The organism is Streptomyces caeruleatus (assembly GCF_001514235.1).
Classification (GTDB): Bacteria; Actinomycetota; Actinomycetes; order Streptomycetales; family Streptomycetaceae; genus Streptomyces; species Streptomyces caeruleatus.
Genome location: NZ_KQ948936.1, coordinates 72,684 through 94,667, shown reverse-complemented (window position 1 = coordinate 94,667; position 21,984 = coordinate 72,684). Strand labels below are relative to the sequence as shown.

16 protein-coding genes are annotated in these 21,984 nt (G+C 70.9%); 12 read left to right on the top strand and 4 right to left on the bottom strand.

From position 1 onward, the window contains the following. Window positions 1-133 precede the first annotated feature (133 nt). Window positions 134-802, top strand: coding sequence for a DUF4190 domain-containing protein (locus AQJ67_RS33360; RefSeq protein WP_062723094.1), 669 nt, complete (start codon window positions 134-136; stop codon window positions 800-802). Window positions 803-863: 61 nt separating this feature from the next. Continuing rightward, complete coding sequence (locus AQJ67_RS33355; RefSeq protein WP_062723093.1) at window positions 864-1,328, top strand: DUF4190 domain-containing protein; 465 nt, start codon at window positions 864-866, stop codon at window positions 1,326-1,328. A 137-nt stretch (window positions 1,329-1,465) separates the two neighbouring features. Here the strand turns inward: AQJ67_RS33355 and AQJ67_RS33350 are convergent, their stop codons facing one another. Then, a complete protein-coding gene (locus AQJ67_RS33350; protein WP_062723261.1) occupies window positions 1,466-2,035 on the bottom strand; it encodes an NADAR family protein in 570 nt (189 codons plus the stop codon). Between the two features lie 198 nt (window positions 2,036-2,233). Between AQJ67_RS33350 and AQJ67_RS33345 the strand changes: the two genes are divergently transcribed. The 7 genes from AQJ67_RS33345 (at window position 2,234) to AQJ67_RS33315 (ending at window position 10,062) form a co-directional block, all read left to right on the top strand. Continuing rightward, window positions 2,234-3,769 carry a gamma-aminobutyraldehyde dehydrogenase gene (locus AQJ67_RS33345; RefSeq protein WP_062723092.1) on the top strand — a complete coding sequence of 512 codons (1,536 nt, stop codon included), beginning with the start codon at window positions 2,234-2,236 and terminating at the stop codon, window positions 3,767-3,769. A gap of 88 nt (window positions 3,770-3,857) precedes the next feature. Then, the gene (locus tag AQJ67_RS33340) at window positions 3,858-5,105 is read left to right on the top strand and encodes an ABC transporter substrate-binding protein (protein WP_062723091.1); all 1,248 of its coding nucleotides are present in this window, start codon (window positions 3,858-3,860) and stop codon (window positions 5,103-5,105) included. Then, window positions 5,105-6,265, top strand: a complete 1,161-nt coding sequence (locus AQJ67_RS33335; RefSeq protein WP_425264198.1) for an ABC transporter ATP-binding protein — start codon at window positions 5,105-5,107, stop codon at window positions 6,263-6,265. The genes AQJ67_RS33340 and AQJ67_RS33335 overlap by 1 nt, the downstream gene beginning before the upstream one ends. Then, complete coding sequence (locus tag AQJ67_RS33330) at window positions 6,265-7,194, top strand: ABC transporter permease (RefSeq protein WP_062723090.1); 930 nt, start codon at window positions 6,265-6,267, stop codon at window positions 7,192-7,194. The genes AQJ67_RS33335 and AQJ67_RS33330 overlap by 1 nt, the downstream gene beginning before the upstream one ends. Continuing rightward, entirely contained in the window at window positions 7,195-7,995 is an 801-nt protein-coding gene (locus tag AQJ67_RS33325) for an ABC transporter permease (protein ID WP_062723089.1), read from the top strand. It begins immediately after the preceding gene. A 63-nt stretch (window positions 7,996-8,058) separates the two neighbouring features. Next, window positions 8,059-9,486, top strand: a complete 1,428-nt coding sequence (locus AQJ67_RS33320; RefSeq protein ID WP_062723088.1) for an NAD(P)/FAD-dependent oxidoreductase — start codon at window positions 8,059-8,061, stop codon at window positions 9,484-9,486. 132 nt (window positions 9,487-9,618) lie between these two features. After that, on the top strand, window positions 9,619-10,062 hold the full coding sequence (locus tag AQJ67_RS33315; protein ID WP_062723087.1) for a hypothetical protein: 444 nt from the start codon (window positions 9,619-9,621) through the stop codon (window positions 10,060-10,062). A 205-nt stretch (window positions 10,063-10,267) separates the two neighbouring features. Here AQJ67_RS33315 and AQJ67_RS33310 read toward each other — a convergent pair whose 3' ends face one another. Both AQJ67_RS33310 and AQJ67_RS33305 read right to left on the bottom strand, forming a co-directional pair. After that, window positions 10,268-11,953, bottom strand: a complete 1,686-nt coding sequence (locus AQJ67_RS33310) for a PucR family transcriptional regulator (RefSeq protein ID WP_062723086.1) — start codon at window positions 11,951-11,953, stop codon at window positions 10,268-10,270. 119 nt (window positions 11,954-12,072) lie between these two features. Next, window positions 12,073-14,481: a type IV secretory system conjugative DNA transfer family protein gene (locus AQJ67_RS33305; RefSeq protein WP_062723085.1), complete on the bottom strand. Its 2,409-nt coding sequence runs from the start codon at window positions 14,479-14,481 to the stop codon at window positions 12,073-12,075. Window positions 14,482-14,754: 273 nt separating this feature from the next. On the opposite strand from AQJ67_RS33305, the gene gabT reads away from it, so the two are divergent. The 3 genes from gabT to AQJ67_RS33290 all read left to right on the top strand — a co-directional run bounded on the left by gabT (window position 14,755) and on the right by AQJ67_RS33290 (window position 18,711). After that, window positions 14,755-16,089, top strand: a complete 1,335-nt coding sequence (gene gabT / locus AQJ67_RS33300; RefSeq protein WP_062723084.1) for a 4-aminobutyrate--2-oxoglutarate transaminase — start codon at window positions 14,755-14,757, stop codon at window positions 16,087-16,089. 222 nt (window positions 16,090-16,311) lie between these two features. Next, a complete protein-coding gene (locus AQJ67_RS33295) occupies window positions 16,312-17,115 on the top strand; it encodes a phosphatase PAP2 family protein (RefSeq protein WP_062723259.1) in 804 nt (267 codons plus the stop codon). Between the two features lie 150 nt (window positions 17,116-17,265). Further along, window positions 17,266-18,711 (top strand): aldehyde dehydrogenase family protein, encoded by a 1,446-nt coding sequence (locus tag AQJ67_RS33290; RefSeq protein ID WP_062723083.1) that lies wholly within the window; start codon window positions 17,266-17,268, stop codon window positions 18,709-18,711. Between the two features lie 97 nt (window positions 18,712-18,808). Here AQJ67_RS33290 and AQJ67_RS33285 read toward each other — a convergent pair whose 3' ends face one another. Further along, window positions 18,809-21,649, bottom strand: coding sequence for a glycoside hydrolase family 3 C-terminal domain-containing protein (locus tag AQJ67_RS33285; RefSeq protein WP_062723082.1), 2,841 nt, complete (start codon window positions 21,647-21,649; stop codon window positions 18,809-18,811). Window positions 21,650-21,984 lie beyond the last annotated feature (335 nt).

Sequence of the window (21,984 nt, the reverse complement as noted above, 5' to 3'; positions counted from 1 at the left end):
GATCGGCTGATCGCATGCGCTGCCATCGTATGCAGCGGTGCCGGCAGCGGGCGCCGACGGTCGGACACCGGCCGGTGGGGCGGCGGTGGGCAGGCCGTAGCATGGCGGCACGAACCACCAGGGGGGACATGACATGACGGACGCAGCGCAGCCCGGCGGGGAGGCCGGGGAAGCCCACGACCCGTGGGCGCCGCCCGAGAACCGGCCGTCGCTGGAGAAGAACCCGGCGCCCGACGACGGGCAGCGGCCGCCGTCCGTCCACGACCAGGCCACGGTCACGTCGATGCCGTCCGAGGGTTTCGCCGCACCCGACGGCACGGCCCCGACCGGTGCCACGCCGGGTTACGCCTACCCGCCGCCCGGCGCCGCCGTCCCGCCCCCGCCCATCGCGCCCACCGGCCCCGGCGACCCGGGCGGCTACGGCTACCCCGGCTACCCCCCGGGCTACGGCTGGCCCGGCATGCCGATGCAGCCGCAGAACGGCATGGGCGTCGCGGCCCTCGTGCTCGGCATCCTGTCCTGCTGTCTCTTCTGTCTGTACGGCGTGGTCTCCATCGTCCTCGGCATCCTCGCCGTGATCTTCGGTGTCCAGGGACGCCGCAAGGCCGAGCGGGGCGAGGCCAACAACCGCGGACAGGCGCAGGCCGGTCTGATCACGGGCATCATCGGCATCGTCCTCGGCGTCCTCATGATCGTCCTGTTCATCATCGGCATCACGGCCGCCATCAACTCGGATAACTACGACGACGGCGACTACTACGGCGCCTTGCCGGCGCCGGCGTCCGTCGCGGCGGTCCGCTGAAACCCTGGCATGAACAGGGCGATTACGATGCCCCTGACTGTCAACGAGGGGAGAGCAGTTCATGTCCGACGCCAATCCCGGACCCGGTGGGTTCGGGCCGCCGCCGTCGCAGCCGCCGCAGCAGCCCGCCGGGGGATACGCCTATCCGCCGTCAGCCCCGCCGTCCGCCCCGCAGCCCGGCCCGGGGTACGGCTATCCGCCCGCCGGCCCGTCCTACCCGGCGGCCTACCCGCAGGCGCCCGGCTATGGCATGCCGATGCAGCCGAGCAACGGCATGGGCACCACGGGACTGGTCCTGGGCATCATCGGCGTGGTGTGCAGCCTGACCTTCTTCCTGTGGTTCTTCGGCGTCATCCTCGGGATCCTCGGGATCATCTTCGGCGCGATCGGCCGGGGCAAGGCGAACCGGGGCGAGGCCACCAACAAGGGCGCGGCGACCGCCGGTCTGGTCTGCGGGATCGTGGCCACCGTGATCCTGCCGGTGCTGGGCTTCCTCGTCTTCGCGAGTGTCATGGGCGCGCTGTGAGGTTCCGCGTCCGGTGAGGTTCCGGGATGCCATGAGGTTCCGGGGCCCATGAGGTTCCGGGTCCCATGAGGTTCCGGGCCCCATGAGGTTCCGGGGCCTGTGAGGTTCGAAGGGGGCCGGCCGTCGGGTCGGCCCCCTCAAGCTCGGCCCGGTTCGGCCCGCAACCGCTCCCGCGCCTCCATCAACGCGAACCCGAGCAGGTTCGGCCCCCGCCACCGCTGCGGATCCGCGGCCGCCTCGTCCCCCGCGGCCAGGCCGATCCCCCACACCCGGTCCACCGGACTGGCCTCCACCAGCACCCGGTCCCCGGTCCCCAGCAGAAACCGCCGCAGCCCGTCGTCCGCCGCGAACTTGTGGACCGACCCCTCGACGACGATCCGGAACCGCTCCCGCTCCCAGGTCGCCTCGTCGAACCCCCGCACCAGCCGCCCGGCCTTCTTCGCCTCGGACGGATGCCCGGCCTCCAGCGCCCGCCGCTCCGCCTCCGCGTCCCCGAACAGCCGTGCCTTCCCGGCCATCATCCAGTGCTCGGCGGTCGCGTACGACACGCCGTCCACCGTGAACGGCGCGGCCCACCACTGGCTCAGACAACTCGCGCTCAGCTGCCCGTCCGGTCGTGGCCGGTGCCCCCAGAAGTGCAGATACTTGACTCTCGTCCCCGCGCGGACCTCCTGGATCAGGACGTCCCAAGAATCGATCTTCGCCATGTCCCCGAGTCTGACAGGCACCACCGACAATCCGTCTTACGTTTTCCAGGCCAACTCGACACCTGGTCGACAGATTCCGTCGCGTAACCAAAAGGCAACAACGGAATCACTTGTTGGCGCTTTCCTGCTCTGTCAGGATCGGCACTCAAATCGAGCCTGAGCCACGCCGGCCCCATCTCGGGGCACGGAGGGAGCGACATGCACAACCCGGGCACCGCCACCCCGGATCGATTCCCGGCCCAGGACCGCTTCGCGGACGGCGCGCAGTACATCGCGGGCCGGCCGGCGAAGGGGACCTCGGGGCGTACCCACGCCGTCGTCGACCCCGCCACCGGCGAGGAGGTGTACACGTACGACCTGGCCGGCACCGAGGACGTCGACGCCGCGGTCGCCGCCGCGCGCGAGGCGTACCCCGGCTGGGCCGGCGCCACCCCGGGCGAGCGCTCCGACGCGATGCACCGCTTCGCCGCCGTGGTCGCCGAGCGCGCCGAGGAATTCGCCCGTGCCGAGTCCCTCCAGTGCGGGAAGCCGCTGAAGCTGACGCGTGAGTTCGACGTACCGGGGACCATCGACAACATCGCCTTCTTCGCGGGCGCCGCCCGGCATCTGCAGGGGCAGTCCGCGGGGGAGTACTCCGGCGACCACACCTCCTACGTGCGCCGCGAGCCCATCGGTGTCGTCGGCTCCATCGCCCCATGGAACTACCCCCTCCAGATGGCCGCCTGGAAGATCCTCCCGGCCATCGCCGCGGGCAACACCATCGTGCTGAAGCCGGCCGAGCTGACCCCTCTGACCTCGCTTCTGTTCGCGCAGGCCGCCACCGACGCAGGGATCCCGGACGGTGTCGTCAACATCGTCACCGGGACCGGCAAGGAAGCCGGCGAGCACCTCGTCGGGCACCCCGACGTCGCCATGACCTCCTTCACCGGCTCCACCGCCGTGGGCAGGCGCGTTGCCGAGATCGCCACCGCCACCGTCAAGCGGATCCATCTCGAACTGGGCGGCAAGGCGCCCTTCGTGGTCTTCGACGACGCCGACCTGGAGGCGGCCGCCCACGGTGCCGTCGCGGGCGCGCTCATCAACACCGGGCAGGACTGCACGGCCGCCACGCGCGCGTACGTGCAGCGACCCCTTTACGAGGCCTTCGTCGAGCGGACCGCCGCGCTCATGGAGAGCGTCCGGCTCGGTGATCCGTTCGCGCCGGGTACCGATCTCGGGCCGCTGATCTCGCACGTCCAGCGCGACCGGGTCGCCGGGTTCGTCGACCGTGCGCGTGCCTACGCGCGCGTGGTCACCGGCGGTGAGGCGCCGCAGGGCGAGCTCGGGAACGGCGCGTACTACCGGCCCACCCTCGTCGCCGACGCGGCCCAGGACAGCGAGATCGTCCAGTCCGAGATCTTCGGGCCGGTCCTGGTCGTGCTGCCCTTCGACGGCGACGACGAGGGGATCCGGCTCGCCAACGACACCCCGTACGGGCTCGCGGCCTCCGCGTGGAGCCGCGACGTCTACCGGGCGAACCGGGCCACCCGCGAGATCAAGGCCGGGTGCGTGTGGGTCAACGACCACATCCCGATCATCAGCGAGATGCCGCACGGCGGCTACAAGGCGTCCGGCTTCGGCAAGGACATGTCGGCGTACTCGTTCGAGGAGTACACCCAGATCAAGCACGTCATGTTCGACAACACCGCGGTCGCCAGAAAGGACTGGCACCGCACCGTCTTCGGGGACCGCTAGCCAGAACAGACGACAGGGGGAGGCCGCCCGCCCGACCAGCCGCCCGGCCTCCCCATCCCTCCCGATCTCCCGAAAGGTCACCACGCGCATGGAGCAGTACGAGCCCGACCGCCTCTCCCCGGCCCAAGTGGCCGCCATGCGGCGCAGCCTGCGAGGCGGCCGGGCCGCCATGACCCGCCGTTCCCTGCTGCGTGCTTCCACGGGCGGCGCGCTCGCGCTGGGCGGACTGGGCACGCTCAGCGCCTGCGGGATCCCCGCGGCCGGGAACACCCAGGGCGGTGTCTCCGCGGAGGACCACTCGGCGAAGGAGAAGGTCGTGAACTTCTCCAACTGGACCGAGTACATCGACGTGGACGACAGCGAGAAGCACCATCCCACGCTCGACCAGTTCAGGAAGCGGACCGGTATCTCGGTCAAGTACACCGAGGACATCAACGACAACGTCGAGTTCTTCGGCAAGATCAAGCCGCAGCTCGCGGCGGGGCAGGACACCGGCCGGGACATCATCGTCCTCACCGACTGGCTCGCGGCCCGCCTGATCCGCCTCGGCTGGGTCCAGAAGCTGGACGCCTCCAACCTCCCGCACGCCTACGCCAACCTCTCGGCGCAGTTCCGCGACCCGGACTGGGACCCCGGCCGTGCCTACTCCTATGTCTGGCAGGGCATCTCGACCGTCATCGCCTACAACAAGAAGGCCCTGGACGGCGTCGAGGTGAAGTCGCTCTCCGACCTGCTCGACAACCCCAGGCTCAAGGGGCGCGTCGGCTTCCTGTCGGAGATGCGGGACAGCATCGGCATGACCCTGCTCGACATGGGCAAGGACCCGGCGGACTTCACCACCGACGACTTCGACGCGGCGGTCGCCCGTATCCAGAAGGCCGTCGACAAGGGCCAGATCCGCCGCTTCACCGGCAACGACTACACCTCCGACCTGACCAGCGGCGACTTCGCGGCCTGCATAGCCTGGGCCGGTGACGTGGTCCAGCTGAAGGCGGACAGCCCGGACATCGACTTCCTGATCCCGGACAGCGGGTACATCACCTCGACCGACAACCTGCTGATCCCGAACAAGGCCCGGCACAAGACGAACGCCGAGCGGCTCATCGACTTCTACTACGAGCCGAAGCCGGCCGCCGAACTCGCCGCGTACATCAACTACGTGACGCCCGTCGACGGCGTGAAGGCCGAGCTGGCGAAGATCGACCCGGATGCGGCGAACAACCCGCTGATCATCCCCGACAAGGCGATGGCCGAGAAGTCCCACCCCTTCCGCTCGCTGAGCTCGAAGGAAGAGACCGAGTTTGAACAGAAGTTCGCGAAGCTGACAGGGGCGTGATCACCGTGACGACGAACAAGACCGACCACGGCGGCGACATCCGCCTCTCCGGCATAGCCAAGACCTACGGCTCCTTCACCGCCGTACACCCGCTCGACCTGACCGTCCCCCAGGGCTCCTTCTTCGCCCTGCTCGGCGCCTCCGGCTGCGGCAAGACCACCACCCTGCGCATGATCGCCGGCCTGGAGGAACCTTCCGCCGGCACCGTCCACCTCGGCGACCAGGACGTCACCGCGCTGCCGCCGTACAAGCGGCCGGTGAACACGGTCTTCCAGTCGTACGCCCTCTTCCCGCACCTCGACATCTTCGAGAACGTCGCCTTCGGCCTGCGCCGGCGCGGCATCAAGTCGGTGAAGAAGCAGGTCGGCGACATGCTCGACCTCGTCCAACTCGGCGAGCAGGCCCGCAAGAAGCCGCACCAGCTGTCGGGCGGCCAGCAGCAGCGCGTCGCCGTCGCCCGCGCGCTGATCAACCACCCCAAGGTGCTCCTCCTCGACGAGCCCCTCGGCGCCCTCGACCTCAAGCTGCGCCGCCAGATGCAGCTGGAGCTCAAGCGCATCCAGACCGAGGTCGGCATCACCTTCGTCCATGTCACGCACGACCAGGAGGAGGCCATGACCATGGCCGACACCGTCGCCGTGATGAACGCGGGCCGCGTCGAACAGCTCGGCTCCCCGACCGACCTGTACGAGAACCCGCGCACGACCTTCGTCGCCAACTTCCTCGGCACCTCCAACTTCATCGAGGCCGAGGTCGATTCGAAGAGCGGCGACGACATCGTCCTGAAGGCGGGCGGCGGCAAGCTCGTCCTCCCCGAGGCGAGGTGCGGCGCGGCCACGACGCCCGGCGGCAAGGTGCTGGTCGGCGTCCGCCCGGAGAAGATCTCCCTCACCCACGCCGACGACGCGGGCGAGATCCCCGAGGGCCGCAACCGCATCAACGGCAAGATCACCAACGGCAGTTTCATCGGCGTCTGCACGCAGTACGTCGTCGACAGCGCCGTCTGCCCGGACTTCGAGGTCTACGTCCAGAACGTCGACCGCGACACCCGCCTGGTCCCCGGCGCCGACGTCGTCCTGCACTGGAGCCCCGCCCACACCTTCGGCCTCGACGCCGCCCAGGACATCGACGCCGGGGTCGAGGAAGGTGCGGCCGCCTGATGTCGACGCTCACCGAGGCGCCCCCGCCTCTGACCCCGACGGCCCCCGAGAAGAAGCCCCCGCGCAAGCGCGGCCGCCTGGTCCCGTACTGGCTCCTGCTCCCCGGCATCCTCTGGCTGCTGGTCTTCTTCGCGCTGCCGATGATCTACCAGGCCTCCACGTCCGTGCAGACGGGCTCCCTGGAGGAGGGCTACAAGGTCACCTGGCACTTCGCCACCTACTGGGACGCCCTGTCCGAGTACTACCCGCAGTTCCTGCGCTCGGTGCTCTACGCCGGCTCGGCGACGATCCTGTGCCTCATCCTCGGCTACCCGCTCGCCTACCTCATCGCCTTCCGCGCGGGCCGCTGGAAGAACCTGATCATGATCCTGGTGATCGCGCCGTTCTTCACCAGCTTCCTGATCCGCACCCTCGCCTGGAAGACGATCCTCGCGGACGGCGGCCCGGTCGTCGGCGCCCTCAACACGCTGCACGTCCTGGACGTCACCAGCTGGCTCGGCATGACCTCCGGCGACCGGGTGCTGGCCACGCCGCTCGCGGTGGTGTGCGGTCTGACGTACAACTTCCTGCCGTTCATGGTGCTGCCGCTCTACACCTCGCTGGAGCGCATCGACGGCCGGCTGCACGAGGCGGCCGGCGACCTGTACGCCAAGCCGATCACCACCTTCCGCAAGGTCACCTTCCCGCTGTCGATGCCGGGCGTCGTCTCCGGCACCCTGCTGACCTTCATCCCGGCGGCCGGTGACTACGTCAACGCCGACCTGCTCGGCTCCACGGACACCCGCATGGTCGGCAACGTCATCCAGACGCAGTTCCTGCGGATCCTGGACTATCCGACGGCCGCGGCGCTCTCCTTCATCCTCATGGCCGCCATCCTCGTCATGGTGACGGTCTACATCCGTAAGTCCGGCACGGAGGATCTGGTTTAAATGACCTTCGTCAACTGGCTCAAGCGCCATCTCGTCGTCATCGCGGGACTGCTGACGCTCGCTTATCTCCTCCTGCCGAACGTCGTCGTCACGGTCTTCTCCTTCAACAAACCGAAGGGCCGCTTCAACTACGAATGGCAGGAGTTCTCCACGGCGGCCTGGCAGGACCCGTGCGGCGTGGCCGGCCTGTGCGGCTCGCTTTCCCTGAGCCTCCAGATCGCGTTCTGGGCGACGCTCGGCGCCACGCTCCTCGGCACGATGATCGCCTTCGCGCTGGTCCGCTACCGCTTCCGCGCGCGGGGCGCCGTGAACTCGCTGATCTTCCTGCCGATGGCCATGCCCGAGGTCGTCATGGCGGCCTCGCTGCTCACCCTGTTCCTCAACATGGGCGCCCAGCTCGGCTTCTGGACGATCCTCATCGCCCACATCATGTTCTGCCTGAGCTTCGTGGTGACGGCGGTCAAGGCGCGCGTGATGTCGATGGACCCGAGGCTGGAGCAGGCCGCCCAGGACCTGTACGCCGGGCCGGTCCAGACGTTCCTCCGGGTCACCCTGCCGATCGCCGCCCCCGGAATCGCGGCGGGCGCGCTGCTCGCCTTCGCGCTCTCCTTCGACGATTTCATCATCACCAATTTCAACGCGGGCTCCACCGTCACCTTCCCGATGTTCGTCTGGGGATCGGCGCAGCGCGGAACGCCCGTTCAGATCAACGTCATCGGTACGGCCATGTTCGTCGTCGCCGTACTGTTCGTCCTGGCCTCCATGGTCATCAGTAATCGCCGTACCAAGCAAAAGGCGTAAAGAAAAAAGGCGTAAAGCAAAGGGCTTGAAGCCAAAGGGAAACCCCCGTAGGGAGTTGAAATCATGGCCCCTAGCGCCATGAGTCGTGGCAACAACTGGACGAAATCCCTTTCCGACGCCCAGCCGGTCGTGTACTGGCTGGACGACCCCGGCAGGCCCCACCCCGAGCCCGCCCTCACCAGCGCCGAGACCTGCGATCTGCTCGTCGTCGGCGGTGGCTACAGCGGACTGTGGAGCGCGCTCATCGCCAAGGAGCGCGACCCGCGGCGGGATGTCGTCCTGCTCGAAGGCCGTGAGGTGGGCTGGGCCGCCTCCGGCCGCAACGGCGGCTTCTGCGCCGCCTCCCTCACCCACGGCCTGCCCAACGGGCTCGCGCGCTGGCCGGGTGAGATCCACAGGCTTCAGGAGCTGGGCACCCGCAACCTCGACGAGATCGAGAAGGCGGTCGCCCGCTACTCCCTGGACTGCGACTTCGAGCGCACCGGTGAGATCGACGTCGCCACCGAGACGTACCAGGCGTGGGAACTGCGCGACTGGTACGAGGAGTTGAGCGAGAAGGGCCTCGCCGACGGCATGGAGTTCCTGGACGCCGAGGCCGTCCGGGCCCAGGTCGACTCACCGACCTTCCAGGCCGGGCTCCACGACCGCCGGGGCGTCGCCCTGGTCAACCCGGCCAAGCTCGCCTGGGGCCTGAAGCGGGCGTGCCTCGACCTCGGCGTCCGCGTCTACGAGCACACCCCCGCCCTCACCCTGAAGCCGTACGGCGCCGGCATGGCCGTACGCACCCCCTACGGCCAGGTCCGCGCCCGCCAGGTGGCACTCGGCACCAACATCTTCCCCAGCCTGGTCAAACGCGTCCGCGCCTACACCGTCCCGGTCTACGACTACGCCCTGATGACCGAGCCGCTCAGCGCGGAGCAGCTGTCCTCGATCGGCTGGAAGAACCGCCAGGGCCTCGGCGACTCGGCGAACCAGTTCCACTACTTCCGGCTCTCCGCCGACAACCGCATCCTGTGGGGCGGCTACGACGCGATCTATCCGTACGGCGGCCGGGTCCGCGCCGAGTACGACGACCGGCCGCAGACGTACGCCAAGCTCGCCGGGCACTTCTTCACCTGCTTCCCGCAGCTGGAGGGCGTCCGCTTCACGCACGCGTGGGGCGGCGCGATCGACACCTGCTCGCGTTTCTCGGCGTTCTTCGGCACGGCCCACCAGGGCAAGGTGGCGTACGCGGCGGGCTTCACGGGCCTCGGGGTGGGCGCCACGCGCTTCGGCGCCGACGTGATGCTGGACCTCCTGGCGGGGGAGCGCACGGAGCGCACCCAGCTGGAGATGGTCCGCAAGAAGCCGCTGCCCTTCCCGCCGGAGCCGTTCGCCTGGACGGGCATCGCGCTCACCAAGTGGTCGCTGGCCCGCGCCGACGCGCACGGCGGGCGGCGCAATCTGTGGCTGAAGGCGATGGACCGGCTGGGCCTCGGCTTCGACAGCTGAAAAGGGCAGGGGTCTGCATGTGACCCAGGTCACCGTGAATTGGTGGCGAGAACCCGCGTAATGCAGGCCGGGTGACCTCCCTCTCCCTCGTGACGCGATCGGCGTCCACGAAAGAAAAGGGAGGTCACCGTTATGACAGGGGCGAAGACGGCCGTCGAGTGGCTGGCATCCGTTGCGCCGGATCCCGAGGCCTGTCGCTGGGAGTGGGAGCGCAATCCTCTCGGGGTCGCGCTGCTGCCGGCCGGCAAGGCCTGGGACGTGCTCATCCTGCCGGGCGAGCTCGGCTATCCGACCCTCGACGTCCTCACCCGCATCCTCGACCAACCCGGGCCGGTCCTGGTCGACTTCGGCGACTCACGCATGGGCTTCTTCGTGCCGCCCGGCACGGCGACCCGCTGGCTCGGCACCGGCATCCGTACGGCAGGAGCCGGCACCTGGATCGTCGTCCCGTACCCCGGCCGCTCCATCGGCGCCGTCCGCTGGCTGGTCCCCCCGGACGGCACGGGCACCCTGACCGACCCGTCCCTGCTCGAACTCGCCATGCACGAGGCTGCCGCCGGCCTGGCCGAAGGCTGAGGCAGGTGCCGCGACGGCTTGTCGGTCGGCTGCGGCGGCGTCGTGGCCGGTCGCGCGGTTCCCCGCGCCCCTGAGGGGTGTTGTCGGACCGTCGAGTACCTTCGTAGAGTCCGACGCCGAGCAACGTCTTCCCACCCCTGCGCCCCGACCAGGTGACCATCGGCATGCCCGCCTCCACCAACGCGGGCAACGGGAGCCGGGTCGGTTACTCCGGTGACGTCGCCTTCAGTGCCAGCCACAGCTCCATCCGTACATCCGCGTCATCCAGGGACCGGCCCAGGATCTCCTCGACCCGCCGCATCCGGTACCGCAGTGTGTGCCGGTGCACGCCCAGGTCGGCGGCCGCCGCGTCCCACTGGCCGTGCCGTGACAGCCACGCCCGGAGGGAGGCGACCAGGTCACCCCGACCCGTCGCGTCATGCTCGTGCAGCGCCCGCAGCAGCCCGTCCGCGAACGCCTTCACCGCGTCGTCCGCGAGCAACGGCAGCACGGACCCGGCGGCCAGCTGCTCGTGTTCCACGCACACCCGCCCGCGCCGCCGCGCCACCGACAGCGCCTGCTCGGCCTGTTTGTAGGCCGCCGCGGCGGCGATGGGTCCGGCCGGGGCCGACAGCCCGATGACCAGCTCCTCGTCGTCGGCGCCCGGCTGCTCGGGCCCGGCACCCGTCCGCGTCGCCTCCAACGCCGCCGCGTACCGCGCGCACGCCGTCACCGCCGCGCCCCCGTCCGCCGCGAGCACCACCAGCCGCGCCGTCTCCCCCTCGCCCTCCGGTACGACCAGCACCGCCTCCCCGGCCCGGGCCGCCGCGGACTCCACGAGCTCGGTGAGCGCGCCCAGCGGATCGCCGTTCGTGCCGGTGGCGGCGACCAACGCGGCGGCGGAGGCAGCGGACGCCTTGGTGAGCGACTCGCGCGCCCCGGTATCGACGACCCGCGCCGCCGACACCGACGCCGCCTCGGTGACGATGACGCGGAAGGGGGCGTCGAGGAGACCGCCGTAGAGGTCTCCGGCGACGGCGCGTGCGTGATCCGGCTCGCCGGCGAGCAGCATGCGCAGCACCGCCGCGCCGACCCGCTGCTCGGCCGCCTGCAGGGACCGGGACCGCTCGGTGGTCAGGGTCAGCAGCGCGATGGCCGAGTGGACGGCGTACCGCTCCGCCGTGCCGAGTGCCGCCGCCGTGCCCACGGCCAGCGCGGCGCGGGCCCGTCGTCCGGTGCCCAAAGTGTGCAGTTCGACCCGGTCCTCGTTCTCCGGCCCGCCGACCACGGACGACGCCGGCGCGGGCCGCTCCCGCAGCCGCTCCACGTCCGCGGTGAGCCGGGCCGCCCGCCGTCCCGCCCACTCCGGCGCGGTGGCGACCACGGCACCGGACGCGTCGTACAGCGCCGCCCAGCCGTCCACCTGCGAGGCCAGCGCGGCCAACAGCCCCTCAGGACCGTCGGTCAGCGCCTGCTTGGTCAGCTCCCGTTGCGCGGCGAACCCGGCCGTCACCGCCCGGTACTGGTCCGCCGCGATGGCCGCCGACACGGCCTTGCTGATCGCGAGGAACGGCGTACGGCGCGGCACCTCCAGCAGCGGCAGCCCCTCCGCCTCCGCCGCCTCGGCCAGCGCCTCGGGAATCTCCTCGTAGTTGACGCCGACCGCGAAACCGAGCCCGACCACACCCGCCCCGGCCAGCCGCCGCACATAGCGCCGCATCGCCTCGGGGTTCTCCGCGTCCAGCTTGAGCGCGGTGATCAGCAGCAGCTCGCCGCCCTCCATGTAGGGCACGGGGTCGGCGAGCTCGCTGACATGCGCCCAGCGCACGGGCACGTCCAGGCGGTCCGCGCCCGCCCGCACGGTCAGCTTCAGCGCGGAGTGATGGACGAGCGAGGCGAGCGTGGGTGGCATGAGGCCTTCAGGTCGGTGTGATCGTTGTGATCTTTTGGCCGCCATGTATGAACAGCCTGTGACGATTCTGCCTCACCGTACGGTCATGGGGTGACCTGAAGTCCGGACCGAGGGAGCCCCTAGCCCCGCAGATCCACCAGCAACGGAGGTGCGTGCTCACCGTCGACGCTGGTCAGCGACAGCACCGCGTGCCCGGGCGGCACCGAGTGCGCCAGCTCGGAGGCCGACCAGCGCTCGCGCTCGACCTGTCGCACGGTCACCGCGTCCGTGGTCACCGCCTTGCCGGTGACGAGCTTGCGCAGGGCGTGGATCAGGCGGGTCATCGGCTGGTCGGCGAAGACCGTGTGCTTGGCCACCTCCCGCGTCTCCACCCATTCGGTGCCCCAGGTCTGCGCGAACCGGCTGCCGTCCCAGGTCGTCACCCCGGAGAACGCCATCCGGCAGCCGATCGCCCCGTACAGCGGGCCGTGCAGGGCCTCGGGGACGTCGCCGATGGTGCGCAGGGCGAGGACGACGCCCGCGTTCTGAGAGCGCAGCCGCTGGATCCGGCGCACCGACTCGGCGGTGACCGCACCGGTGGCGTCGTCGAGGACCAGACAGGCGAAGTGACGGCGCTTCCCGCCCCGTACGACGGCGCCGAACTGGGCGAGGACGAGCCTCGTCAGCAGGCGGGCGGCCTCCTCGTGGCCCTGTTCGGGGAGGTCGATGCGGACCCGCAGCGGATGATGGGCCACAGCCCGCAGCGAGAAGGGCCTGGTGTCGCCGCTGCCGAAGAACTCGCTGAAGGCCGGCCGGTTGAGGAGCGCGAGCCGGTCGGCGAGGGCGCGGCCCACATCGGCCGGGCTGCCCATCTGCCGGATACGGGCCTCCAGTTCACGGTGCATCACGGTGTGGCCGCCGGACGCCAGCGCGTCCTTGAGCGCGGACAGTGCCGACGGCTCGCCCTCCAGGAGCTCACGCAGCACCGGCAGAGTCGGGAACCGGCCGTGCACCGCCCGGTAGGGGCCGAGCAGCTGGGCGAGCGCCGTGGCGGCGCTCTGGCTGCCCACGGTGTCGAGGTCGCCCACCAGGCCCTCGGCGAGGACGGCGGCCGCCTCGTCCGGGTCCTCCGACTCCGCGTACGGATCCAGGTCGTGGACGGAGGTGGGATCCCCGATCCGGACGACCACGTCGAACGCCGAGTCCGCGCCGAGCCGGGTGCCCGCGGCGCAGACCGCGACGACGGCGCACCGTCCGGTGAGCGCCTGGAGCGCCAGCGACTCCGTCACGGGCTCGATCAGGTGCCGCGTCTTGCCCGCCCCGGACGGCCCGATCGCGAGGAGCGACGTACCCAGCACGTCGGGGCCGAGCGCGGCGCCGACGTCGTGGTAGGCGCGCGGAGCCCGTTCCGCCGCCACCCACCGCCCGAGACGCACCTGCCCGGCGAGCAGGTCGTGGTCGGCCGCCCGGCGCGGCAGGTCCCTGGCCCCCGAGGGATGCGTCCAGGAGGCGCCGCCCTGGCGCAGCACGGTGTCGCGGAAGGTCTGGACGGAACCGTCCTGCCTGGCCACGGTCCAGGCGTGCTCCAGCCGGGCGCAGTCCACGTCGTTCATACGGTGGCCCGCCACCTCGGCGGTGAGCAGATCGGCCGCCTCGTGCTGTCCCGCCCGCCGGAGCTCGGGCCACTCCGCGCGCGGCCGGTCCGGGGCCGCCGTCGGGCCCTGCTGCGCCGTGGCGCCGCGCGCGGCGAGCCGCTCGCGCAGATATCCCCACCAGTCGCCGACCCGGGCGAACGGCCACAGGACCAGCAGGGTGACGACCGTGTACAGACCGTCGGTGAACAGCACCGAGGTGAACAGGTCGAAGCCGCCGGAGATCAGGGCGACCAGGGAGAACAGGGGCGCGACGACGGGAAGCGCGTCCCAGGAGACGCCCGGGAAGGCGCTCGGGAACACGAAGCTCAGCGTGACCAGGGCGCCCAGCGCGGCGAGCAGCGCCCGCCCGGGCTGCGGACGCCCGCCCACGAAGTGCCGGACGATGTCGGGCCAGCTGCCCAGCCGGCCCATCGCGTAGACGAGCACGGCGAAGAAGAGGCCGTTGTAGACGACCAGGGCCTCTTGGCCGTGCCAGTCCTTGGCGGACGCGAGGGTGCCGCCCCACCACCAGTCGTCCGGAGTGAACAGCCGCAGCAGCGAGAACTGGTACGGAATGGCGCCGCGCCGCCACAGCGACCACACGAGCAGCGCCACGACCAGCGGAACGAGCAGTCCGACGACCGTGACCGGCGCCAGCCGCTCCGCGCCCGACTGCGCTGCCTTCGGCAGGCGGTATCCGAACCGCCAGATACCGGGCCGGGCGGCCGACCGGGGCTCGTTGAGCCACTCGGCCACGGACCCGGACCCCGGCTGCCAGGGCCGTTCACGCCCGCCCCGGGCGTCGGGTGCCCGCGCGGGTCGCGGCGGTACCGCTGGGGCCTCCGGCGGCATCGCCGGACGCGGCACAGGCGTCGAGTGCGTGCCCCGAGCGTCCTGCGTCCCGTCGCTGTCCATCGCCCTTTCCCCCTGACCAGCCGTTCCGTCCCTGCCATCCATCATCAGCGAGTCAATCTAACGCCCTCTCCTGGGGAGTTCACCGCTTACACGGCCGACGGAACACACGGAGATGCCCCGACCGGCACGGCCGCAACCCGCTGTCGCTATGTCCACCGCGGACAACCGGCACTCCGGACAACGCCCACATGGAGCATGCCGACGCCCCGCTTGCCGCCCTAGCCTGCGAGAAAAGAGAAGACAAGCGTCCGCAACACCCCCCAGGAGCCCCTCATGAGCGCACTTCCGCAGGAGCGCCGCGTCGTCACCGCCATCCCCGGCCCGAAGTCGCAGGAGCTGCAGGCCCGCCGTACCGCCGCGGTCGCGCAGGGCGTGGGCTCCGTGCTGCCCGTGTTCACCGCGCGCGCGGGCGGCGGGATCATCGAGGACGTCGACGGCAACCGGCTCATCGACTTCGGTTCCGGTATCGCCGTGACCAGCGTGGGCGCCTCCGCCGAGGCCGTCGTACGCCGGGCCTCCGCCCAGCTCGCCGACTTCACCCACACCTGTTTCATGGTCACCCCGTACGAGGGCTACGTGGAGGTCGCCGAGGCCCTCGCCGAGCTCACCCCGGGTGACCACGCGAAGAAGTCGGCGCTGTTCAACTCCGGCGCCGAGGCCGTCGAGAACGCCGTCAAGATCGCCCGTGCGTACACCAAGCGCCAGGCCGTCGTCGTCTTCGACCACGGCTACCACGGCCGGACCAACCTCACGATGGCGCTGACGGCGAAGAACATGCCGTACAAGCACGGCTTCGGCCCGTTCGCGCCCGAGGTCTACCGCGTCCCGGTCGCCTACGGCTACCGCTGGCCGACCGGTGCCGAGAACGCCGGTCCGGAGGCCGCCGCGCAGGCCATCGACCAGATCGCCAAGCAGGTCGGCGCGGAGAACGTCGCCGCGATCATCATCGAGCCGGTCCTCGGCGAGGGCGGTTTCATCGAGCCCGCGAAGGGCTTCCTGCCGGCCGTCCGGAAGTTCGCCGCCGACAACGGCATCGTCTTCGTCGCCGACGAGATCCAGAGCGGTTTCTGCCGTACGGGTCAGTGGTTCGCGTGCGAGGACGAGGGCATCGTGCCCGACCTGATCACGACCGCGAAGGGCATCGCGGGCGGTCTGCCGCTCGCCGCCGTGACCGGTCGCGCCGAGATCATGGACGCCGCGCACGCGGGCGGCCTGGGCGGCACCTACGGCGGCAACCCGGTCGCCTGCGCCGGTGCGCTCGGCTCCATCGAGACGATGAAGGAACTCGACCTCAACGCCAAGGCGAAGGCGATCGAGGCCACGATGAAGGCCCGCCTCACCGCGATGGCCGAGAAGTTCGACATCATCGGCGACGTCCGCGGCCGCGGCGCCATGATCGCCATCGAGCTGGTCAAGGACCGTGACACCAAGGAGCCCAACCCGGAGGCGACCGCCGCCCTCGCCAAGGCCTGCCACGCCGAGGGCCTGCTGGTCCTGACCTGTGGCACCTACGGCAACGTGCTGCGCTTCCTGCCCCCGCTGGTCATCGGCGACGACCTGCTGAACGAGGGCCTCGACATCATCGAGCAGGCCTTCACCCGCATCTGAGGTCACAGCGAAGCCACTGGTGAACGCCGGGTTCCGGCTCCCGGGAACCTCATCCGCCCCAGCCCTGTCATCGCTCGCGATTCCGGGGCTGGGGCGGCTACCGTCAGAGCGTGTGAAGAAGGTGTGCGAGGTGGATGTCAGGACGCGATTCCGTCTGGCTGACGCCATCGCCCTGTCGTAGGTTCTAACCAGATGAGAGATACACCCCGCCCAGAGGGGACTCTGGGCGACATCGGGCCGAGGCCTCCCCAGCTTCGACCTGGTCGTGCCCTCGCGCACACACCCGGAGCTTCCGGCTCCGGATCTCCTCACCGATCGGACAGTCGCTCGCCCCAAACCCCCCGGGGCGTGCGACGATCCGATCCGGACGGCCGCCCCGGAACCACCCCCCCTGTTCCGGGGCGGCCGACCTCCCTCTTCCTTCTTCTCGGGCTGCCCGCCCTTCTCTTCGCGCTCATCACCTGGCAGGTGGTGAGCGCCGGCCCGTTGCTGGACGCCGACGCCGCGGCCAGCCGGGCCCTGGCCCACCCGGACCGCCTCTCCGAACTCCTCGCCGACCTGGGCAACGTGCCGGTCGCGGTGCCGGTCCTGGCCGTCGCCCTCGGCTACGCCACCTGGCGGCACCGCCGTACTGGTACACACCACTGGTGGCTGCCGGCCGCCTCCGCGGCCCTGCTCATGGCACTGGTCCCGGTTCTGGTGGTCCCGCTCAAGCTGCTGACCGACCGCCCCGGCACCCCCGTCGTGCCGCCCGCCACCGGCTACTACCCCTCCGGTCACACGGCCACGGCCGCCATCGCCTACGGCGCCGCCACCCTGCTGCTCCTGCCGTGGCTGACCTCGGTGTTCGCTCGCCGCGCACTCCTCGTCACCTGCGCCGCCCTCAATCTCGGCGTCGGCTTCGGACTGGTCCGGCGCGGCTACCACTGGCCGCTGGACGTGCTGGCCAGCTGGTGCCTCGGCACGGTGCTGCTGGTCTCGCTCTGGCTGTTCCTGAGCCGGAACACCGCCGCCCGGACGCGGTAGCCGCACGGCCCCCTCCCGCTCTCCGCCAATCCGGCGCACCCGCCCTCGGCATCACTACACCGCGGACAAACGCCGTTCCGCCCCGGCGCCCCTACCGTGGACGACGACACACCAGGACACCCCCGAAACGCGGAAGGGCCGGGAATCGACATGACTTCCAGCTACGCCTTCTGGCTCGCCGGCCGCCAGGTCAGCGGCGAGGACAGCTTTGATGTGACCTCGCCGTGGGACGGGCGGGTCGTCGGCAAGGTGAGCGTGCCGACGGACGCGCAGATCGAGGAGGCCGTGGCCGCCGCGTACGCCGTCCGCGACGACTTCGCCGCGACCCCGGCCCATACGCGTGCCGTGGCCCTCGACCACGTCAGCAGGCGGCTCGCCGAGCGGACCGAGGAGATCGCCCGGCTGATCTCCGCCGAGAACGGCAAGCCCATGAAGTGGGCCCGGGGCGAGGTCGGCCGTGCCGTGTCCGTCTTCCGCTTCGCGGCCGAGGAGGCCCGGCGGTTCAACGGCGGCGAGGCCCAGCGGCTCGACACCGACCTCGGCGGCCAGGGACGGCTCGCCCTCACCCGGCGCTTCCCCAAGGGCGTCGTCCTCGGTATCGCGCCGTTCAACTTCCCGCTCAACCTGTGCGCGCACAAGATCGCCCCGGCCATCGCCGCCGGTGTGCCGATCATCCTGAAGCCCGCCCCCGCGACCCCGCTCTCCGGGCTCGTCATCGGTGAGCTCCTCGCCGAGACCGACCTCCTGGCCGGCTCCTGGAGCATCCTGCCGGTGCCGAACGACAAGATGCCCGCCCTGGTCCAGGACGAGCGTCTGCCGGTCATCTCCTTCACCGGCTCCGAGAAGGTCGGCTACGCGATCATGGACTCGGTGCCGCGCAAGCACTGCACCCTTGAGCTGGGCGGCAACGGCGCGGCGGTCGTGCTCGCCGACTATGCCTCCGACGCGGACCTCGACTGGGCCGCGACCCGGATCGCCACCTTCTCCAACTACCAGGGCGGCCAGTCCTGCATCTCCGTGCAGCGGGTGATCGCGGACGCCTCCGTGTACGACCGGCTGCTGCCGCGTATCGTCGCCGCCGTCGAGGCCCAGGTCACCGGTGACCCGAGCGACGACGCGACCGAGGTCGGGCCGCTGGTCAGCGAGGACGCCGCCCGGCGCGTCGAGACCTGGGTCGACGAGGCCGTCGCGGCCGGGGCCGTGCTCCGCGCCGGCGGCAAGCGGGACGGCGCCTCGTACGCGCCGACCGTCCTCACCGACGTGCCCGCCGACGTCACCCTCGCCTGCGAGGAGGTCTTCGGACCCGTCCTCACCGTGCAGAAGGCCGACGGGGAGGCCGCCGCCTTCGCCGCCGTCAACGACTCCAAGTACGGCCTCCAGGCCGGGGTCTTCACGCACGACCTGCAGACCGCCTTCCGGGCGCACCGCGCGCTTGAGGTCGGCGGCGTCGTCATCGGCGACGTCCCCTCCTACCGTGCCGACCAGATGCCGTACGGCGGCGTCAAGCAGTCCGGTGTGGGCCGGGAGGGCGTGAGGTTCGCGATGGACGACTACACCTACGAGCGGGTGCTGGTCCTCACCGGTCTCACCCTCTAGTAAATGGGATCCATTTTCAGTTAGGCTCTCCGAAGAGGCCCGGCACCGATGCCTTCCGGTGCCGGGCCTCTTCCTTTGCGTCAGCTCCTTCGGACCCTCAACCGGAGAAGCCGACGTGCGCGAGCCGCACCGGGCCGCGCAGCTTGAGGTGGACGTCCCGGACGCCCTCGGCGATGATCTCGGCGCGCTTCGTCACGTAGTCGTACGGGCTCGCGTCGTCCCCCGCCTCGGACGTCAGCACGGCGAGCACCGCGCCCCCGTCCAGCGACACCTCGACCGCGCCGTCGCCGGAGAGCGCCGCCGTCACCGCGGCGACCCCGCCCTCGAAGTCGCAGTCCCGGTAGACCAGTTCACCCGACCTGCCCTGCGCCGGCGTCACCGCGTCGCCCGCCGTCCGCGTACGGTCGACGATCGCGACGCCGCTCTGCTCGTCGAAGTCGGCCGCGTCCAGCCCGCGGCGCAGCACCGGACGCGGGGCGGACGCCTCGCCGTCCAGGATCACCGTCGTCCGCAGCCGGACGTCCTCGCTGGACGCGCCGGCCAGCACCTCGTACGGGCCGGGCTCGCGGCGCCAGGCGCCCCGGGCCACGTCCCAGAAGTCGAAGGACGACAGCGGGACCTCGAAGCCCAGCTCCGTGCGCTCGCCGGGGGCCAGCCGCACCCGGCTGTGCGCCACCAGTTCGCGGCGCGGACGCGGCACTGTCGGGTCCACGGCGCGGGTGTAGAGCTGGGCCACCTCGTCGGCCGGCACGTCGCCCGTGTTGGTGACCGTGAAGGAGACGTGCAGCGAGTCGTCCGTGGTGCGGGTCGTGAGGTCGGCGTAGGAGAAGGCCGCGTACGACAGGCCGTGGCCGAACGGGAACAGCGGGGTCCCCTCGAAGTACAGATACGTCTGACGGCTGCCGATCACGTCGTAGTCGAGCAGGTCGGGCAGGTCGCTGTCGTCGGCGTACCAGGTCTGCGGGAGCCGGCCCGCGGGGGAGACGTCGCCGGCCAGGACGCGGGCCAGGGCGGTGCCGGCCGCCTGGCCGCCGTGGGACATCCACAGCAGCGCCGGAAGGGCCGCGTGATCGACGGCGTACGGGTAGGCCGAGACCAGCGCCAGCACCGTGTTCGGGTTGGCGGCGCGGGCGGCGCGCAGCAGGCGCTCCTGATGCTCGGGCAGGCGCAGCGTCGGGCGGTCCTCGGTCTCGCGGCCGTGGATGTGCGGGTCGTTGCCCGCGACGACCACGACCACGTCCGCCCGCGCAGTGACCCGGGTTACAGCGTCCTCGCCGCTTTCGACGACCATGAGCTGGAAAGTTTCCGGATCCGCTTCGGCAACCCGCGCGCCGTCGGCGGCGACTGAGACGTGGCGTCCCGTACCGATGTGCCTCAGGAGGTGCCCGTTCTCGTGCGGTTCCAGGCGGAACGTCTCCTGTACGACCCAGCCGCCCGGCTGGTCGGCGGAGGCGCGGACACGGCCGTCGTCGGCGACCGACAGATAGCGGCCGTCGGGGGCGCGCAGGGTCAGCACGCCCTCGCCCCAGTCGACGAGCGCGAACTCGGTGCCGACCGGGTCGGTGGTCAGCGGCGGCAGATCGGTGCGGCCGGCCAGCAAGGCCGGGTCGAGGGCACCCTCGGCGCCGCGCACCTCGTCGTCGGCGTTGGCCTCGGGAACGTGCAGGAAGGCTCCGGCCGAGGTCTTCAGCCGGACCCGGTCCACGCCCTCCGCGAACTCCACGCGCTCCGCGCCGAACCGCTCGTACAGGCCCTCCAGCGGGGTGGAGCGGTGGATGAGCGTGCCGCTGTACCAGTCGAGCTTGCACTCGTCGGCGAGCAGACCGACCACGGCGATCCGGGTGTCCGGGGCCAGCGGCAGCAGTCCCGCGCTGTTCTTCAGCAGCACGACCGACTGCTCGGCGGCCTCCTGGGCGAGCGCGCGGTGGGCCGGGGTGTCGAAGTCCAAGGTGTGCGCGTGCGGGTCGTACTCCGGGTCGAACTCGCCGAGCCGGAAGCGCACCGAGAGCTGACGGCGCACCGCCGTGTCGATGTCCGGCTCCGTCAGCAGCCCCGTGTCGAAGGCGCCCCGCACCCGTGCGGTGATCTTCGAGCTGTCGGTGCCGTGGTCGGTGAAGCTGTCGACGCCGGCCAGCAGCGAGGCGGCCGTGGCCTCCTCGTGGGTGTCGAAGTAGTGCTCGGAGTCGACCAGGTTGGAGGGCGCGCCCGCGTCCGAGCAGACCAGCAGCTCCTCGTCGGTCCAGGTGCGCAGGTGCTCGCGCAGATACGGCGAGACGTGGTTGGGACGGCCGTTGACCAGGTTGTACGCCGGCATCACCCCGGCCGTCGCGCCCGCCTCGACCGTCTCGCGGAAGGCGCGCAGATCGTACTCGTGCAGGACGCGCGGGCGGACGGAGGACGACGTGACGGAGCGGTCCGTCTCGTTGTTGTGGGCCAGCCAGTGCTTGAGGACGGGCGCGGTGCGCCAGTACGTCGGGTGGTCGCCGCGCAGGCCACGGGTGTAGGCGGTGGCGATGGCCGAGGTGAGCTTCGGGTCCTCCGAGTAGCCCTCCTCGTTGCGGCCCCACAGGGGGTGGCGCAGCAGGTTGACGGTGGGGGACCAGACGTTCAGACCCACGCGGTCGTCGCGGGCGCGCATCGCGCGGGTCTCCTTGGAGACGGCCTCGCCGACCTGGCGTACGAGCTCGGTGTTCCAGGTGGCGCCGAGCCCGACCGCCTGCGGGAACACGGTCGCCGGACCCATCCAGGCCACGCCGTGCAGTGCCTCCTGCCCGGTGCGGAACCCGTCGACGCCGAGGCGCTCGACGGCGGGCGCGAACTGGTGCAGGAAGGCGATCTTCTCGTCGAGCGTGAGCCGCGACAGAAGGTCGTCGATGCGCTTCGCGAACGGCAGTCGCCGATCACGGAAAGGCAGCGTAGGCGGCGTTTGTGCGGTCACGTGGCGTTCCCCTTGCGATGGAGCGGCGAGGCGCTTTCGAAGCGCTTCGATGCTGATTCGATCCGGGGGTGGGTGTCAAGACACCCCGGCGCAACAACTCCGACTCCTCACCGTTATTTCAAGCGCTGTAAGACAGCGGTCGGATCCTCCACGCCTCGGAGGAATCTTGGAATCGACCCTTGTGCGCCCCCATGCCTTCACTTAACCTCGCAGCAACATCGAAGCGCTTCGACTACTTCGACTACGAGGCTCGCCCGCTGCACGGACGCCCCTCGGCCGTGGTCGCAGGATCGCTTCAGCTCAGCCAGTTCCACTTAAGACACCGCAGCCGACGG